The 17,485-nt window shown below is 58.7% G+C and carries 12 protein-coding genes; 8 read left to right on the forward strand and 4 right to left on the reverse strand.

Going from position 1 to position 17,485, the window contains the following annotated elements:
- Positions 1-57: 57 nt before the first annotated feature.
- The 4 genes from MARLIPOL_RS01970 to MARLIPOL_RS01985 all read right to left on the reverse strand — a co-directional run bounded on the left by MARLIPOL_RS01970 (position 58) and on the right by MARLIPOL_RS01985 (position 5,202).
- Positions 58-2,109 carry a TRAP transporter large permease subunit gene (locus tag MARLIPOL_RS01970; RefSeq protein WP_012136382.1) on the reverse strand — a complete coding sequence of 684 codons (2,052 nt, stop codon included), beginning with the start codon at positions 2,107-2,109 and terminating at the stop codon, positions 58-60.
- A 21-nt stretch (positions 2,110-2,130) separates the two neighbouring features.
- Positions 2,131-3,141, reverse strand: a complete 1,011-nt coding sequence (locus tag MARLIPOL_RS01975; RefSeq protein WP_012136384.1) for a putative solute-binding protein — start codon at positions 3,139-3,141, stop codon at positions 2,131-2,133.
- A gap of 62 nt (positions 3,142-3,203) precedes the next feature.
- Positions 3,204-4,265, reverse strand: a complete 1,062-nt coding sequence (locus MARLIPOL_RS01980; RefSeq protein ID WP_036190280.1) for a hypothetical protein — start codon at positions 4,263-4,265, stop codon at positions 3,204-3,206.
- 322 nt (positions 4,266-4,587) lie between these two features.
- Complete coding sequence (locus MARLIPOL_RS01985; protein ID WP_012136386.1) at positions 4,588-5,202, reverse strand: TetR/AcrR family transcriptional regulator; 615 nt, start codon at positions 5,200-5,202, stop codon at positions 4,588-4,590.
- Between the two features lie 161 nt (positions 5,203-5,363).
- On the opposite strand from MARLIPOL_RS01985, the gene MARLIPOL_RS01990 reads away from it, so the two are divergent.
- The 8 genes from MARLIPOL_RS01990 to MARLIPOL_RS02025 all read left to right on the forward strand — a co-directional run bounded on the left by MARLIPOL_RS01990 (position 5,364) and on the right by MARLIPOL_RS02025 (position 16,991).
- Positions 5,364-7,172, forward strand: a complete 1,809-nt coding sequence (locus tag MARLIPOL_RS01990) for an acyclic terpene utilization AtuA family protein (protein WP_012136387.1) — start codon at positions 5,364-5,366, stop codon at positions 7,170-7,172.
- The gene (locus MARLIPOL_RS01995) at positions 7,169-8,035 is read left to right on the forward strand and encodes an SDR family oxidoreductase (RefSeq protein WP_012136388.1); all 867 of its coding nucleotides are present in this window, start codon (positions 7,169-7,171) and stop codon (positions 8,033-8,035) included. Before MARLIPOL_RS01990 ends, MARLIPOL_RS01995 begins: the two co-directional genes overlap by 4 nt.
- A 10-nt stretch (positions 8,036-8,045) precedes the next feature.
- Entirely contained in the window at positions 8,046-9,662 is a 1,617-nt protein-coding gene (locus tag MARLIPOL_RS02000; protein ID WP_012136389.1) for an acyl-CoA carboxylase subunit beta, read from the forward strand.
- A 481-nt stretch (positions 9,663-10,143) separates the two neighbouring features.
- Positions 10,144-11,304, forward strand: a complete 1,161-nt coding sequence (locus MARLIPOL_RS02005) for an acyl-CoA dehydrogenase family protein (protein ID WP_012136390.1) — start codon at positions 10,144-10,146, stop codon at positions 11,302-11,304.
- 16 nt (positions 11,305-11,320) lie between these two features.
- Complete coding sequence (locus MARLIPOL_RS02010; protein ID WP_012136391.1) at positions 11,321-12,142, forward strand: enoyl-CoA hydratase/isomerase family protein; 822 nt, start codon at positions 11,321-11,323, stop codon at positions 12,140-12,142.
- Positions 12,143-12,296: 154 nt separating this feature from the next.
- The gene (locus tag MARLIPOL_RS02015; RefSeq protein WP_012136392.1) at positions 12,297-14,267 is read left to right on the forward strand and encodes an acetyl/propionyl/methylcrotonyl-CoA carboxylase subunit alpha; all 1,971 of its coding nucleotides are present in this window, start codon (positions 12,297-12,299) and stop codon (positions 14,265-14,267) included.
- Positions 14,264-15,091, forward strand: coding sequence for an SDR family oxidoreductase (locus MARLIPOL_RS02020; RefSeq protein ID WP_012136393.1), 828 nt, complete (start codon positions 14,264-14,266; stop codon positions 15,089-15,091). Before MARLIPOL_RS02015 ends, MARLIPOL_RS02020 begins: the two co-directional genes overlap by 4 nt.
- Before the next feature lie 70 nt (positions 15,092-15,161).
- Positions 15,162-16,991, forward strand: a complete 1,830-nt coding sequence (locus MARLIPOL_RS02025) for a long-chain-acyl-CoA synthetase (RefSeq protein ID WP_012136394.1) — start codon at positions 15,162-15,164, stop codon at positions 16,989-16,991.
- The last annotated feature ends 494 nt before the right edge of the window (positions 16,992-17,485 follow it).

Here is a 17,485-nt window from a genome sequence, read left to right on the forward strand (position 1 = left end):
AAAAAACCACCGGCAGGTCTCCCCACCGGTGGTTCATTGTGTCTCCCTGGCCCCGGTTTAAAGGGCGTAGAAGAACAGTGGCACGAAAGCTGATATCAGCAATGTCGGTACCATGACCGCCAGAGGCAGCAACAGGCGCTCGTAACGGTGCCAGAAGGAACCTGTACGTTCAGCAGCCAACACTTCAGTTTCACCCACCACCTGACGGGTCAACAGGTGGTTCAGTGCTACCGGCGGACTGAGATAACCCAGCTCAAACGCCACCAGGCAGACAATCCAGAAGTGCAGAGGATCAATACCCATTTGAATGGCTGGCTGGGCAATGGTTGCCGACACCAGGACGACTGCGCCGAATGGATCCATCACCATACCAATGACGGTCAGCATAACCACAATCACCAGCATGGCAATCCACGGACTTGTGAGGTCCTCCGGGAACAGGGCGTGAACAATGTCAGACCGCTCCAGGATGCCCCCCAGGCAAATCGAGAAGCCAATCAGCGCCAGCAATGCACCAATGTGAACCGCCGCATCACTGGCGGCAGCGGTGCTGCGGCTCCAGAACGCGTGGGAGCGGGTTTGTCCGTCGTCCCGGCTATCTTTGTTGGCGTCCAGGAAGACCAGAGCCAGGATCACCAGCGGCATGATCATCGGAGCACTGTACTCGTTGAAGCCCAGTCCCAGAATGATCCAGATGGCCAGAATCACGCCAACAGCCACTGCTGCATAAGGCGCCAGAGGGCGAAGCTGTTTCAGCGCTTCACGGAACGCACCCGGTGCAGGACGCGGCTTCCAGTTACCCTGGGTCTTGCACACAATGATGGAGAACAATGTCGCCGACATCATGAACACCCAGAAGCCCCAACCGTACATCTCGGTCGTTGTGACTTCCTTGTTCAGGGCAGCGACCACAACGATCAGCAGGCATGGATTCAACACCACACCCAGGCTGCCTGACATGGCTGTCGTTGCCAGAGACAACTGGCGACCGGCACCGGCGCGTCGCAGCTCATCGTAGACCACACCACCGACGGCCAGGATGAAGATACCAGACGCCCCGGTGAAGGCCGTGGGGAAGGCCGTGGCAAAGATCATCACGGACGCCAGCATGGGCGCGGGCAGCTGGAACGGCTTGATTATGTTCAGCAACAACTCCGGTATGCGCGTCTGCTTCAGTGCCATACCCACCAACACGTACAGACCGATGTTGATGAACATCGACGACAGGTTGGTCATCATTCCAAAGTAGATGGCAAGACCGGAAGAATACCCGTCCACGAAGAAGAAGTAGCTCATCGCGATCAGGCCCATCGCGCAGTAGAGCGGCAGCACCAGGCCGGAGGACGCTTTCAGGCTCCCCGCCTTCATCCGCTCCGGGACATTGATAAAGCGCGCCAGGTTAATCACCATGAACAACCCGAACACAGCAGCCCAGGCATTCTGTAACACGATATTGTCTTCCGACCCCGGCGAGGTCTCCAGCTTCCCGACGTAGGAAAGCAGCGAGAACACCATGAGCCCGTTAATGCCCAGCTGTACCCCCTGACTCAAGCGCCATTCCGCCCGGTTGCGAGGTAGCCTCAACGCTATGTGATCGGCATCCAGAGCGGAGATCGCGGCGGCCATCGCAAACATTGCAATGAACAGGAACTTGGTCAGTTCAATGTTTTCCAGCAAAAACGAGGCGAATCCCTGCTCTACGGTCTTGAATACCGACAGGGCTGGCGTGGCGTTCCTCTGGTTCTCCGCGTACATCTCGTACTTCTCTTCGCAGAGCGCCAGATTCCGCTCCAGGGACTCCCGGATGGAGGCAGCGTTCGGCGGGGAACTGAATAGATCGTCGGGATCAGGCTCGTAGGCATCAAGCCGCTTCTGCACCTCGGCCTCGACATCCATCGTCCTGTTACACGTGGGTTCGGTCGCGTCCGGATTCAGCAGATAGTAATTGGGCCAGGTCTGCTCCCCCACCCAGAGCATTCTGGAGTGGAGGGAATTCCCCATGCCAAGGAGAAGTGTGAAAAGCAGGAGCAGCAAGAGTATGACCCCGTGCAAACGATGCACGGGGTAAAGGGTCTTGGCACCGGCTGTTGATATCGCTTGCCAGTTCATGAAGGATCCGCCTTGAAGTTATTATTCGCGATCGCTTGCAGTACATTCAGACGCAGACGGATTGCTGGAGCAGCGAATCTTGCTGAGCAGGCTCATCATCTTGGGATGGTAAACCTTTTCTGCACCATGGCTGCCGTCACGAAGCTGGATACGGTTCTCGCGGAACATCTCTTGATACCCCTCGATGTCCGCCTCCTGCAGACGAATCCATTTCTCCTCAGGGATGGCTTCCTCCAGACCGGTAATCAGGCCCATGGCCTGACCATACATACCCCAGGCCACTTCACGAGATTTCTGGGCGGTTTCATCATCCAGCACCCCATCACGGGCAATGACCTGGATAGTGAGCTGAGCAAGCGGGTAATCAACGACGCCACCGTTTTCCCCGACACCCTTGTAAAGCTCCAGCGCTTCGTAAGCGAAGGCAGGGGCATAGGCAGTATCAACAGAACCATTGTTGAACTTGCCGGCAAAATTGGTGATATCGGAGGGAACGACGGTAGCCTTCACATGGTTAACCATGTGGATGGCGTCTTTCTGGTAATCCAGAGTCGCCATGCGTTTGCCTGCCAGTTCGCCTGCGGTATCGATACTGCGATCGTTTACAAACAGGTAACCGGCACCGACAGGTACAATGCCCAACACTTCATAGCCGTTATCCTTCATCAACGGGGCGGCCTTGGGTGTTGCCAGGGTTGCCAGTACTGTCTTCAGATCATCGTAAGTCGGAATCGCGCCAACAGCACTGAGACTGCCGGTGAACCTGTTGAATGGCCTGGTACGAAGGTCTGTTGCCGCAACCGCATCACACTGGCCAGAGTTGAAATCACCGACCGCAACACCTTCGTCGGTGTATGGCTTAAGCTCGAAATCGACGCCATGAGCTTTCATCTCAAGGGCGTAGTCCTTGACCATGTTGAACATGTCACCATTGGCGCCGATGACATCAAACACGCACATTTTGATTGGTTCGGCTGAGGCAAACGGTGCAACAGCGACGAGCGATAAGGCAGCAAGGGATTTACGGATCATAACTGACCTCCGGGTCATTCTTGTGTTTGTAAGGGATTGCATTGACATGTCCGGACGCCTGCTTACAGCAGGTCATCCAGGTTCATGGTTTCAACTTCTTCTTCGCGTTCCGGGCTCATCTTGCCGAAATAGCGTTGTGGCGTCCGATGACCGTAATTGGCCGTCCAGTGTTTATCGGAAGAGAACTGAATTACGTCACGGGCGACTTCATCCAGCAACCGATAGTCATCGTTGATCTCGATGGTGTTGTCTGCCTCTGCAAATCGTGCAATCAGGTCTTCAAGGACGTCTGGCCGACCAAAGGTTTCTGCAGCCACTGCCTCCAGCGCCATGGAAACCCGGAAACCAGCTTCAATTGAGAGTTTGGAGCTGTTTTCCAGAACCTCCCAAGGGTCCGGGGACAACGCAGGGCGAGTATCCGGCAACAGCAACCAGACCAGACTACGCACCGCATTAGGCAATCCACCCCACTTCTCGTTATCCAGGCAGGTTGCGGCACGTTCGGCCTGCGGCGCGATGTTGCGGGGAACGCCCGCCATAGCGCCGGAATTGGCATCGTTGACGATCGCCTGCATACCCGTCAGAAGACCGACCAGGAAGGTCAGCTCGTCCTGATCTTCAAACAGGAACGGGCACTCCAGTTCCTCCGCACCGGGATCAAAATCGTAGGCGGCCATGGCACGCTGAAAGGCAATATAACGGCGCTTGGCTGTTTGCGCGTTCAGGCGCTTCGCCCGCTCACGGGCATCCTTCGCGGCAGGCACATTAGCGGCGTAATCTTCACGCAGGTATTCCAGTTCAGCTTCCCAGGCACGGGCCTCCGAACAGTTACCGGCAAGCAGCATCATGAGAGAGCCGGTGGTATCCGGCGCATCTATGACACGTGAAAATGAGTACACCAAAGGATCAAGGCTTTCGCCAAGGGCACAGGTCATTTCCGGATCGGACATTTGCAATACGTAAGGGACCGCTTCCCCTTCCGCATAGCTGGAAAGCACCACGCCCGTGGTGGAGTAAATCGGGTTTGCCGAGCAACCGGCGAGCAAGGCCAGAGCGGCCAGAATCAGGAGTTTGCTGCGCATGGAAACCATGCGGCCAAGGGATCTTGCCTGTGAAGAGATCATAATTCGCCCTGTGTTCTACGTTGTTTTTATATGTCCGGGATGACGGGACCAGCTTTTTATCAGGTTTAGTCCCCGCTTGATCAGCGTGAGACGGTGCCATCACCCCAAGAACCTGTTGCACCTTCGACGATACAAAGAATGCGGTTAATCTTGTCAGACAAAAATGGCTCGAATGCCGAATTGGTTATGCCGATCAGGCCAATGGCCCCCAGTGAAAGAAAGAATAGAAAGTTATCTTGATGAAAAACAAGTGTTTTGAAGGCCAGTTAATGTAGGCACGCTTGTACCAATGACGAAAGTCCCGGAAAAGGGTTTCAATTTTTTATTCCGCCAGCCCCATCATTGCGATCACCTGATCCGTCAACCCGTCCAGACTCAGCCCACCATCCGGTCGATACCAGGTCACCGTCCAGCTCAGAGCACCAGTCAGCATCCGACGCACAACGAAAGGTTCCGCCTTCAGATCGCCCTGGTGCTTCATCGCGTTCAATACATCCAGCCATAGCTGCTCGTAGATGTCCCTTAGTTCCAACACTTCCACCCTTGAGGCCTCGGAAAGACTGCGCCATTCATACACCAGCACCGCCATGGCTTCCCCGGTCTGACCATTAATGAATTCCAGTTCGGCGCGAATGAGGGCACGGAGTTTTCCATGGCAGGTGCTCTCTGCATCCATGGCTGCCTGCATAAGAGCCGTGTTCAGGCGAATAGTCTCTACCATCACTGCCTTGAGAATTTCTTCTTTGGTGCGGAAATGGTGGAACAGACTGCCGGACTGGATACCGACAGCGGCCGCCAGATCCCGGACCGTGGTGCGTTCATAACCTTTATCACGGAATAGCCGGGCGGCCTCCCGCAGCAATCGCCCACGAGCACCTGCAGGGTCAGAAACAAGGTTTTCAGCAATAAGGGAATGGAGAATGGCGTCTTGGGTCACGGGGCGTATCCAGCAGCAAAAACAGTTCCGCCATTCTACCTGCAATTTCCCTGTTTACAAACCAAGCGCTTGCTTGGTATTGTCATTTCTATCACTGGAGAACCCCGTCCGGTCAGGCAAGCTGATTCCCGACGACGGCCATAAAGAACAAGGCAGATACCATGGCAGATTTCCCGAAAACCATTCGCATCGGCTGTTCCGCCGCTTTCTGGGGCGACACCGAGACCGCCGCCGCACAGCTGGTCAGGCGCGGCGATATCGATTACCTGGTCGCGGACTACCTGGCCGAAATCACCATGTCGATCATGGCAGGCCAGAAAATGAAGGATCCCACCCAGGGCTATGCCCGGGACTTTGTTCAGACCGTCATGGGCCCGCTGCTAGGCGACATCAAGGACAAAGGTATTCGGGTGCTGGCCAATGCCGGAGGCGTCAACCCGGCCGCCTGCCGCGATGCGCTGCAAGCACTGTGTGACAAAGCCGGCGTGGATCTGAAGATTGCCCTGGTGCTGGGCGACGACCTGATGCCCAAGAAGAAACAACTCAGCGAGGCAGGCATCACCGAAATGACCACCGGACAGGCTATGCCACCGATGATGGTCAGCCTGAATGCCTATCTGGGCGCTCCGGGTCTGGTGGCAGCGCTGGCTCAGGGGGCAGACATCGTTATCACTGGGCGCGTGGCAGACAGCGCTTTGGTGCTGGCCCCTTTGGTACACGAATTTGGCTGGCACTGGAGCGATTACGACAAGCTTGCCCAGGGCAGCCTCGCCGGTCATCTTCTTGAGTGTGGCGCACAGTCCACTGGCGGCAACTTCACCGACTGGCAAGATGTGGCCGAAGGTTACGCTGACATGGGCTTTCCTATTGCCGAGGTCAGCGCCAATGGCGACTTCCTGATCACCAAGCCAGAAGGCACGGGAGGAAAAGTCAGCCGAGGCACCGTGGCCGAGCAGCTGGTGTATGAAATCGGTGACCCACGCGCTTACCTGCTGCCGGATGTGACCTGCGACTTCACCGGTGTTGAGCTGTCGGAAACCGGAGCTGACCGGGTCGCGGTTCGCGGCGCCCGGGGAATGCCGCCCACCGACAGCTATAAGGTATCCGGCACCTGGCCGGACGGATTCAAGTGCACAGTGACCTTCCTGCTTGCCGGCATTGAGGCGAAAGCCAAGGCACAGACTGTGGCTGATGCGATCCTGGCCAAAACCTCCCGCATGTTCAGCGAACGCGGCCTGCCCGAATACACCGAAACCAGCGTTGAATTGCTGGGCACAGAAGCCACATACGGCGCCCAAGGCCAGCGACAGGATTGCCGGGAAGTAGTGGTAAAAATCAGCACCGCACACCCCAAGAAAGAAGCCCTGGTGCTGTTTTCCCGCGAGATCGCCCAGGCCGCTACCGGCATGGCACCGGGTATTACCGGCATTGTCGGCGGCCGCCCGACCGTGTGGCCGAAGATACGGCTGTACTCATGCCTGGTACCGAAGTCCGAAGTCACCGTTGCGGTTGATCTGGGCGGCGAGAAACAGCCTGTCACCGTGGACACCACCGGTGGCTTCGATGCCGCCACAATGGCCGAACAAGCTTCCACAAAGAATTCACTGACAACGGATACCACCGTCCGCCTGCTGGATCTGGCCTGGGCCCGCAGTGGCGACAAAGGCGACCACAGCAATATCGGCGTGATTGCCCGCCACCCGGATTTTGTGCCCTTTATAGAAGCAGCGCTGACCGAATCGGCCGTTGCCGAGTGGATGGCACACACTCTGAATCCCGGAACCGGCAAGGTCACCCGTTGGGCCCTGCCCGGTTTCCACGCTTTTAACTTCCTGCTGGAGCACAGCCTTGGCGGCGGCGGCGTCGCCAGCCTGCGCATCGACCCGCAAGGCAAGGCCTTCGCCCAGCAGTTACTGGAATTCCCTGTGCCCGTTGCCCGGGCCGTTCTGGAGAAAGGAAAACGTTCATGAGCTATCAATCCATTTTTCACCCTGACCTGTTCAAGGACCAGACCTTTATCGTCACCGGCGGCGGTTCCGGCATCGGTCGCTGTACCGCCCACGAGTTGGCCGCACTCGGTGCCCGGGTGGCGCTGGTCGGTCGCAAGACGGAAAAGGTGGAAGCGGTGAAAGCTGAAATCATCGAAGACGGCGGTATCGCCTCCGCCCACGCCTGCGATATCCGTGAAGAGGAATCCGTCAAAGCCACAGTGAAGGCCATCATTGCCGAGCATGGCGGGTTGCATGGTGTGGTCAATAACGCCGGTGGCCAGTTCCAGGCCCCGTTGACAGGTATCAGCCAGAAAGGCTGGGAAACGGTGGTGCGCACCAACCTCACCGGCGGCTTCCTGATGGCACGGGAAGCTTACACCCAGGCGCTATCCAAAACCGGTGGCTCCATCGTCAACATTGTTGCTGATATGTGGGGCGGCATGCCCGGCATGGGCCACTCCGGCGCAGCCCGGGCGGGCATGGTCAACTTTACCCAGACCGCCGCCGTTGAATGGGGCGCATCCGGTGTGCGTGTCAACGCCGTGGCCCCGGGCTGGATAGCCTCCAGCGGCATGGACAACTACCCCGAACACATGCGCCAGTGGATTCGCAGCCTGGGCGACAACGTGCCCATCAAGCGCATGGGCACCGAATCGGAAGTCAGCTCCGCCATCTGTTTTCTGCTGAGCCAGGGTGCCGCCTTCATCAGCGGTGACTGCCTGCGCATTGACGGCGGTGCCTCCCAGGGCGGCCGGGTCTGGCCACTGCCGAAAGCCAAAAACAACGAACCCTACAACGGCTTCCACCGCGCCATCACCCCGAAAGTGCTGAGCGAAGACTGAGGAGCGCATAATGCAGGTCATCGAATCCACCGTAAGCCCCCAGTCGGACGACTTCCGCGCCAACGCTGAGGCCATGGAAGCCCATATCACCACCTTTCGCGAAGTCGAACAGAAGGTTCTGGATCTGGCGGAGGCAGCGCGGGAAAAGTTCACCAAGCGGCGCAAACTGCTGCCGCGGGACCGGATCAACCGACTTCTGGACCGGGGTGCACCGTTTCTGGAACTCTGTTCACTGGCCGGCTACAAGATGCACGATGACAAAGACGGCAGCATGGCCGGCGGTGGCATCATCGCCGGCATCGGCTACGTCAGCGGCATTCGCTGCCTGGTGGTGGCCAGCAACAGCGCCATCAAGGGCGGCACCATCACCCCGGCCGGTCTCGACAAAACCCTGCGCCTGCAGCAGATCGCCATGGAGAACAAACTCCCGGTGGTGTCTCTTTCAGAGAGCGGCGGCGCCAACCTGAATTACGCCACCGATATTTTCGTGCTCGGCGCCCGTGGCTTCGCCAACCAGGCGCGCATGTCCGCCGCCGGCATACCCCAGGTCACCGTGGTTCACGGCAACGCCACCGCCGGTGGCGCCTACCAGCCGGGGCTGTCCGACTATGTGGTCGCCGTGCGCAGCCAGGCCAAGATGTTCCTCGCCGGCCCGCCGCTGCTGAAAGCCGCCACCGGAGAAGTGGCCACGGATGAAGAACTGGGCGGCGCGGAAATGCACGCCCAGGTCGCCGGCACCGCCGAATACCTGGCCGAAGACGACGCCGACGGCATCCGCCAGGCCCGCAATATCTTGGAAACCCTGCCCTGGAACGAGCAGTTGCCACCCCAGCGCGAGCTGACCTGGGAGGAGCCGCGATACCCGACGGAAGAGCTGCTGGGCGTGATCCCGGCGGATTCCAAAAAACCCTACGACGTCCGCGAAATTCTGGCCCGCATCGCCGATGGCTCAAAGTTCATGGACTTCAAGAACGAGTTCGACGATCAGACGGTCTGCGGCACCATCCGCATCGAGGGTCACTCCGTCGGCATCATCGGCAACAACGGCCCCATCACCCCGGCTGGTTCCGCCAAAGCCGCCCAATTTATCCAGCTCTGCGACCAGGCTGGCACACCGTTGCTGTTCCTCCATAACACCACCGGTTTCATGGTAGGCACGCACTCGGAACAGAACGGCATCATCAAACACGGCTCAAAAATGATTCAGGCCGTGGCCAATTGCCGGGTGCCAAAGGTCGCAATTGTGATCGGCGGTTCCTATGGTGCAGGTAACTACGCGATGTGCGGTCGCGGTCTGGACCCGAGATTTATCTTCGCCTGGCCTAACAGCCGCACCGCCGTCATGGGCCCGGCCCAGGCTGGCAAGGTGATGCGCATCGTGGCGGAGGACAAGCAGCGCCGGGGTGGCATGGAGCCGGATCCGAAGACGCTGGATTTTCTGGAGCAGGCCACGGCCAAGAAGCTCGAAGACGGCTCCACTGCCCTGTTTGGCACGGCCCGCATGTGGGACGACGGCCTGATCGACCCGCGGGATACGCGGCGGGTGGTGGCTCTCGTTCTGGACGTGTGCCGGGAGGCCGAGGCGCGGCAGTTGCGGCCTAATACGTTTGGTGTTGCTCGGCTGTAATGGAGGAGCCCGCCTCGTGGATTGCTTGTTTGGGTGGGGGCACCGTCTGGGAGGGCGTGTCCAAAAACCGCTACAAGCACGTCCGTGTGCGCTTCTCTCCGGCCATCCATGGCCTCCGAAATTTTTGGACACGCCCTCCCAGACGGTTCGACCAAGCCCAGAGTTAGCGCCTTTAACGAGAAGGCTTCTCTAAAGGCCATAGCAGGGAAAACAAACGTAGGTCGGTTTAAGCCTGTGGCCAATCCGACCTACAAAAGAACTAAGGCTGAACAAAAATTTCAGTAAGCAGCACCACATTTATAGACAAAGCGAGTGTGTGGAACGCCTTCCAGAAAATTTCGGAGGCCATGGATGGCCGGAGAGAAGCGCACATGGATGTGCTCGTAGCGGTTTTCTGGAAGGCGTTCCACACACTCGCATCCAAGCTAAAGGACCTGCACCAACACAAGCAGGCAGGAACTAACCCGAGGAGCACAACAAAATGAAATTCACACCCGAACATAAGGCCCTGAGGAAAACCGTCCGCGATTTCGTTGAGAAAGAGCTCAATCCATACATCGACGAATGGGAAGAAGCCGGTGAATACCCCATCCATGAGGTGTTCAAGAAACTGGGCAACCTCGGCCTGCTGGGTATTCAGAAACCTGAAGAATATGGCGGCATGGGACTGGATTACAGCTATAACCTGGTGGCGGCGGAAGAGTTCGGTCGCACCCTCTGCGGCGGTGTGCCTCTGTCCATCGGGGTGCAGACGGATATGTGTACCCCCGCCATAGCACGATTTGGCTCCGATGAGCTGAAACGGGACTTCCTGGCTCCAGCCATCGCGGGCGACATGGTGGGCTGTATCGGCGTCAGCGAGGTCGGAGCCGGCTCGGACGTTGCAGGGCTCAAGACCACCGCCAAGAAAGATGGGGACGATTACATCATCAACGGCTCCAAGATGTGGATCACCAACTCACCCAAGGCCGACTTCATCTGCCTGCTGGCAAACACATCCGACGACAAACCTCACAAGAACAAGTCCCTGATCGTGGTCCCCATGAACTCTCCGGGCATCAGTTTCAGCAACCACCTGAACAAGCTGGGGATGCGCTCCACAGAAACGGCCCAGGTGTTCTTCGACGATGTCCGCGTGCCCCAGCGCAACCGCATTGGCGCGGAGGGTACCGGCTTCATGATGCAGATGATGCAATTCCAGGAAGAGCGCATGTGGGCCGCCGCCAACATGATTCTGGCGCTGGAAGGTTGCGTCGAGAAGACCATCGAGTATTGCCGCGAGCGCAAGACCTTTGGCCAGCCCCTGATCGACAATCAGGTCATCCACTTCCGCTTCGCCGAGTTACAAACCGAAATCGAAGCCCTGCGCGCCCTAACCTATGAAGCGTGCGAACTCCACGTCAACGGCAAGGACGCGACTCGCCTGGCATCCATGGCCAAGCTCAAGGCCGGCCGACTGGGCCGCGAAGTTACCGACAGCTGCCTTCAGTACTGGGGCGGCATGGGGTACATGTGGGACAACCCGCTGTCCCGCGCCTATCGCGATGTTCGACTGGCGTCCATCGGCGGCGGTGCCGATGAAATCATGCTGGGCATCATCTGCAAGATGATGGGAACCCTGCCAGGTAAACGCAAAGACTGATACAGGGAGGCGATCAATGGACCAGCTACCGCATTGCGAAACGCTGCTACTGGAGATAGAGGGGCCCACCCTGCACATCACCATCAACCGGCCGGACGTGCGCAACGCCATGAGCCTGCAAATGGTGGCGGAACTGTCGGCGGTATTCGCCCAGATCGAAACCGACATCAGCATACGCGCCGCAGTCATCCGCGGCGCCGGCGGCCACTTCTGCGCCGGCGGTGACATCAAAGACATGGCCGGAGCCCGTGGACAGGAAACCGGTGACGGCGAAGCCGACCCGTTCTATCGCCTGAACCGGGCCTTCGGCCAGATGATCCAACAGGTGAACGAATCCTCAAAAGTCGTCATCGCCATCACCGAAGGCGCGGTGATGGGCGGCGGCTTCGGCCTGGCCTGCGTCTCAGACGTCGCCATCGCCGGGCCGACCGCCAAATTCGGCATGCCGGAAACCTCGCTCGGGGTTATCCCCGCGCAGATCGCACCCTTTGTGGTCGAACGCATCGGCCTGACTCAGGCCCGTCGACTAGCGTTGTTGGGCCTGAGAATTGATGCGAAAGAGGCATGCACGCTCGGAATTGTTCACCAGGTAGCGACGTCGGACGAACAGATCGACGACTTACTCGGTCAGGCTCTTGAGCGCGTTCGTCACTGTGCACCAAAGGCGACGGCAGAAACGAAAGCGTTACTGCACCGGGTTGGTCACGAGTCCATGAGCGGGTTGCTGGATAGTGCAGCGGAAAAGTTTGCGGCGGCCATCCGGAGCGACGAAGGCGCCGAAGGAACCATGGCCTTTGTGCAGAAACGCCCCCCGAAATGGGCAGGCGACGTCGAATGATCGCGGGAGCACCTGTGCCGGGGGAGTGCCTCCAGAAAATTTCGAAGGCCAAGGATGGCCTGAGAGAAGCGCACATGGATGTGCTCGTAGCGGTTTTCTGGAGGCACTCCCCCGGCATAGGTGCGGACAGGCACCATCACAAGAGACAAGCACCATGTTGAAGAAGCTCCTAATAGCCAACCGAGGCGAAATTGCCGTCCGGGTCATCCGCACCGCCAAAGCCCTGGGGTATCGGACCGTAGCCATCTACTCCGAAGCCGACGCCCGCGCCCTGCACGTACATGAGGCCGACGAAGCCGTGTGCGTTGGCCCTGCTCAGGTGTCCGCGTCGTACCTGAACGTCGACGCCATCCTCGAAGCAGCCAGGAAAACCGGCGCCGACTGCATCCACCCCGGCTACGGCTTCCTTTCCGAGAACGCCGGCTTCGCCAACGCCTGCAAAGAGGCTGGCCTGATCTTTGTAGGACCTCCAGCGAACGCCATCGAACTCATGGGCAGCAAGCGCCGCTCAAAAATCGCCATGCAGGAAGCCGGCGTACCCGTCGTCCCCGGATACGAAGGTAATAACGCCAGCGACGACGAGCTCATCAGCGCCGCAGGCGACATCGGCTACCCACTGATGATCAAAGCCTCCGCCGGCGGCGGAGGCCGGGGCATGCGACTGGTCAAACAAGAAACCGAATTGGCGGACAACATCAAACGTGCTCGCTCCGAAGCCAAACAAGCCTTCGGTGACGACGAACTGATCCTCGAAAAGGCAGTCATCGAGCCCCGCCACGTGGAAATCCAGGTCTTCGCCGATCGTCACGGTAACGCCGTCTACCTCGGCGAACGGGACTGTTCCGTGCAACGGCGCCACCAGAAAGTCGTGGAAGAAGCTCCCTCACCTTTCGTCACCCCGGAATTGCGACAAGCCATGGGTGAAGCGGCCGTTAAAGCCGCCCTCGCCTGCAATTACGAAGGTGCCGGCACCGTCGAATTCCTGGTAGACAAAGATCGCAACTTCTACTTCCTGGAAATGAACACCCGCCTGCAAGTGGAACACCCGGTCACCGAACTGATCACCGGACAGGATCTCGTGGCCTGGCAGCTGGCCGTTGCCGAAGGTCAGCCCCTGCCTCTCAAGCAGGAAGACATTCAGCTCAACGGCCACGCCATTGAAGTGCGACTGTACGCCGAGGATCCCGCTCACGATTTCACTCCGCAAACCGGCCCGCTGTACGCCTTTGCCCCCGCACAGGGCGAAGGTCTGCGCTTCGATACCGGCGTGCGCTCCGGCGACACCATCACGCCACACTATGACCCCATGCTTGCCAAAGTCATTGCCTGGGGCCAGAATCGGGACGAAGCACGCCGTCGACTGATTCGTGCCCTGGAAGACACCACTGTGTTCGGGGTGACGACCAACCGTTATTTCCTCAGCCGCATCATTGCCGATGAAACCTTCGGTGCAGGCGAAGCGACCACCGCGTTCCTGCAACAGGCCTTTCGCGACGATCCGTCACTGGCACCTTACACTCCAGGTATCCGCGAACTCGCTCTGGCTGCCTGCATTCTCAACCATGGCATTTCAGGCCAGAGCGGCTGGAGCAATGCGCCAGCGACCATGACGCCAATGCGGCTGGACACTGGCGGGGAAACTGTTGAGCTTCTGGTGCGAAAGACCGGAAATACAGTGTCTGTCAGCCATGGCGACAGTCATTATCAACTGCTTCTGGAGAACCTCGGTGATGGCCTGTTATGCATCATCGACAACAACGTACGTCAACGTTGCCAATATCACCGTGAAGGGGATTCCCTATATTTGCAGGCGTTCGGGCAAGCCTGGTCTGTGCGGGACGTAACCCACCAGCCGGCGGCAAGCGCCAACGGTGCCGGTAGTGGCAAAGTACAGGCCTCCATGGACGGTGCCATCATCGATGTGCTGGTAAAACCGGGCCAGACCGTCCAGCAGGGCGACACACTGGTTATACTGGAAGCCATGAAGATGGAACATCCGGTCAAGGCAGATCGGGATGGCGTGGTGGATGAGGTGCTTGTCAGCAATGGCGACCAGGTCAAACGTAGCCAGATGCTGGTCAACATCGCAGCCGCAGAGTCAGAAGATCAGGAGGCCAGCGCATGAACAGCCTGAACAACAGAACAGTGTTTATCACCGGTGGCAGCCGGGGTATCGGCCGGGCCATTGCCCTGGCCTGTGCCAGGCAGGGGGCAAACGTGGTGATCGCAGCCAAGTCCGACACGCCACACCCGAAATTACCGGGCACCATTCACAGTGTGGCGGAGGAAATTCGCGCCGCTGGTGGACAGGCCCTGCCTCTGGTCCTGGATGTCCGGGATGAGAAACTGGTACGTGAGCGTGTGGATGAGGCCGCTGAACATTTTGGCGGCATTGATGTGCTGGTAAACAACGCCGGCGCCATCAGGCTGACCGGGGTGGAAAACCTCAAGGCCAGCCGCTACGACCTGATGCACCAGGTCAACGCCCGCGCGGTGTTTTTGTGCAGTCAGGCCGCGCTGACCTGGCTGAAGGCGTCCGACAATGCTCACATCCTGAGCCTGTCGCCGCCATTGAACCTGAACACAAAATGGTTCGCCCAGTACGGACCCTATACGACAACAAAGTACGCCATGACGATGCTCAGCATGGGAATGGCAGAGGAATTCAAGCGTTACGACATTGCCGTCAACTGTCTGTGGCCGAAAACGCTGATCGCCACGGCGGCCATCGAGTTTGAATTGGGTGGTCCACAAATGATGGCCCAGGGCCGCAAGCCCGAGATCATGGCCGATGCCGCGGTCAGCATCCTGAACCGCCCGGGCACGAGCCTCACCGGCCAGGCCCTGATCGACGAAGACGTCCTCAGGGACGATGGCGTAACCGATTTTGAACAGTACCGGTACGCAGCGGGCGACAGACCGCTGTTACCGGACCTGTTCCTGGATTAGCCCCGACGGCGGATGGTGTCCCGGGGCCGAAAAGATAAAACGACAACTCAACACCCTTACGGATAGCACCATGAGTCAAGATAACGTTTCAGCCCGCGACATCGTCCGCAGCATCCCCGGCATCGTTCGCCGCTTCCCTTCCATTGCCAAGGGCTACTATTACTACTCGGTCAAGAACGAAAAGAAAGAACTGACCCTCGGCACCCTGGTGGAACGCAATGCGGAAAAATACCCGTCTCGTCCGGCGATCGCCTACGAAGATCGCAGCCTGACCTGGTCCGAATTCAACGCCTGGGCCAATCGTATTGCCAATTTCCTGCTGGCCCAGGGACTGGTCAAGGGCGAGTCCATCGCCGTCTTCCTGGAAAATCGCCCGGAAATTCTGGCAGTCGTGGCCGGTGCCGCCAAGATTGGCGTGTCCTGTGCCATGCTCAACACCTCCCAGAAAGGCAAGGTGCTGGAGCACAGCGTCAACCTGATCAAACCCCGCATGGTGGTGGTTGGCGAAGAGCTGGTAGAACCGTTCGACGCGGTCAAGGCAGACCTGCTGACCCGGCACCGCACCCCGTTCCTGTTCCTGGCCGATACCAATACCCTCAACATCTTCGGCGATGCTCCGGAAGGCTACGTCAACATGGCGGAGAAAGTCAGCGCCCACGGTGGCACCAATCCGGTACTGAGCAACCCGCCGAAAATGGGTGACACCGCGATTTACCTGTTTACCTCCGGCACCACCGGCCTGCCCAAGGCCGCGCCCGGCAGCCACCGCAAGTTCGTGAAAGCCTATGGCGGCTTCGGCCTGATGTCCCTGGCCATGGAGCCGGAGGATGTCCTTTACTGCACACTGCCGCTTTATCACGGCACGGCCCTGCTGGTGTGCTGGGGCTCGGTACTGGCCGGCGGCTCGTCCATCGCCCTGCGCCGCAAGTTCTCCGCCAGCGCCTTCTGGGACGATGTGCGCCATTACAACGCCACCACCTTCGGCTATGTCGGTGAGCTCTGCCGCTACCTGCTGAACCAGCCCGCGGGCGAGCAGGACCGCAACCACAGCCTGACCAAGATGATCGGCAACGGCCTGCGTCCGTCGATCTGGAAGGAATTCAAAGACCGCTTCGGCATCGAAACCGTGGCGGAACTTTATGCCTCCAGTGAGGGCAACATCGGCTTCTCCAACTTCTTCAACATGGACAACACCGTGGGCTTCTCCACGGCCCCGTACAAACTGGTGAAATTCCACGAAGGCACCCGGGATCCGATCCGCAACAAGAAGGGCTATATGCAAGCCGTTCGCAAGGGCGAGCCAGGCCTGCTGATTGGCGAGATCACCAAGAAGTGGTCGTTCGAGGGCTACACCCAGAAAGAGGCCACAGAAAAATCCATCCTTCGCGATGCGTTCAAGAAAGGCGATGCCTGGTTCAACACCGGCGACGTGCTCAAGGAAATCGGCTGCGGCCACCTGCAGTTCGTCGACCGCATGGGCGATACCTTCCGCTGGAAGGGCGAAAACGTGTCCACCACGGAAGTGGAGAACATCCTCGACGGCTCGGGCATGGTGGAGGAAGCCATTGTCTACGGCGTGGAAATTCCCAAAACCAACGGCAAGGCCGGTATGGTCACGCTGGTGCCTCAGAACAACGGCAGCGAGTTCGATATCAACAAGCTGTTCGCTTACCTGAAGAAGAACCTGCCCGCTTACGCGATTCCGGTGTTCGTGCGCGTGACCCACGCCATCGAGAAAACCGGCACGTTCAAGTATCGCAAGGTGGATATCCAGAAAGCCGGCTATTCCCTCGGCAAATCTGGCGAGGAAGTTTATGCCTGGCTGCCTCGTACCGACGGGTATACCAAACTTGATGAGAAGCTGGTTTCCGAGATTGATGCTGGGAAGGTTAGTTTCTGACTTTTGGAGGGGCCGGCTTCTTTGGGCCCTAGCCTGATGGTTTGGGGGGACTGCGCTGGTAGGCGCCCCCTCCCAAAAACCGCTACAAGCACCCCTCCGGGGTCCAGCCAGCAATCACAGATTGCTGTCGTTCGGCTGTCGCATGAAGCTTCGCTTCATAAACGCTCAGCCTCACCCATGTGCGCTTCTCTCCGGCCATCCCTGGCCTCCGAAATTTTTGGGAGGGGGCGCCTACCAGCGCGTTCGGCCAACTCAGTTATATCCGTTCAAATTCAAAAGCGTAAGTACGCAGGTCGGATTAGCCACAGGCCTAATCCGACAGTTTTGCGCGCCTCTTCATCTGGATTGTCGGATTACGGCTTCGCCTGATCCGACCTACGTTTCGATGATCGGGACATATCTATGAAGCTGATAAGCCGTGTCGGGCAGGCCTTCCCAAAAATCTTGGAGGCCATGGATGGCCGGAACGAAGCGCACATGGATGTGCTCGTAGC

The sequence above is a fragment of the Marinobacter lipolyticus SM19 genome (assembly GCF_000397065.2).
Taxonomy (GTDB): domain Bacteria; phylum Pseudomonadota; class Gammaproteobacteria; order Pseudomonadales; family Oleiphilaceae; genus Marinobacter; species Marinobacter lipolyticus.

Bases quoted from the DNA above. Each gene is read 5' to 3' on its own strand.
- MARLIPOL_RS01970 (WP_012136382.1), bottom strand. From the start codon at position 2,109: ATGAACTGGCAAGCGATATCAACAGCCGGTGCCAAGACCCTTTACCCC.
- MARLIPOL_RS01975 (WP_012136384.1), bottom strand. From the start codon at position 3,141: ATGATCCGTAAATCCCTTGCTGCCTTATCGCTCGTCGCTGTTGCACCG.
- MARLIPOL_RS01980 (WP_036190280.1), bottom strand. From the start codon at position 4,265: ATGATCTCTTCACAGGCAAGATCCCTTGGCCGCATGGTTTCCATGCGC.
- MARLIPOL_RS01990 (WP_012136387.1), top strand. From the start codon at position 5,364: ATGGCAGATTTCCCGAAAACCATTCGCATCGGCTGTTCCGCCGCTTTC.
- MARLIPOL_RS01995 (WP_012136388.1), top strand. From the start codon at position 7,169: ATGAGCTATCAATCCATTTTTCACCCTGACCTGTTCAAGGACCAGACC.
- MARLIPOL_RS02000 (WP_012136389.1), top strand. From the start codon at position 8,046: ATGCAGGTCATCGAATCCACCGTAAGCCCCCAGTCGGACGACTTCCGC.
- MARLIPOL_RS02005 (WP_012136390.1), top strand. From the start codon at position 10,144: ATGAAATTCACACCCGAACATAAGGCCCTGAGGAAAACCGTCCGCGAT.
- MARLIPOL_RS02010 (WP_012136391.1), top strand. From the start codon at position 11,321: ATGGACCAGCTACCGCATTGCGAAACGCTGCTACTGGAGATAGAGGGG.
- MARLIPOL_RS02015 (WP_012136392.1), top strand. From the start codon at position 12,297: ATGTTGAAGAAGCTCCTAATAGCCAACCGAGGCGAAATTGCCGTCCGG.
- MARLIPOL_RS02020 (WP_012136393.1), top strand. From the start codon at position 14,264: ATGAACAGCCTGAACAACAGAACAGTGTTTATCACCGGTGGCAGCCGG.
- MARLIPOL_RS02025 (WP_012136394.1), top strand. From the start codon at position 15,162: ATGAGTCAAGATAACGTTTCAGCCCGCGACATCGTCCGCAGCATCCCC.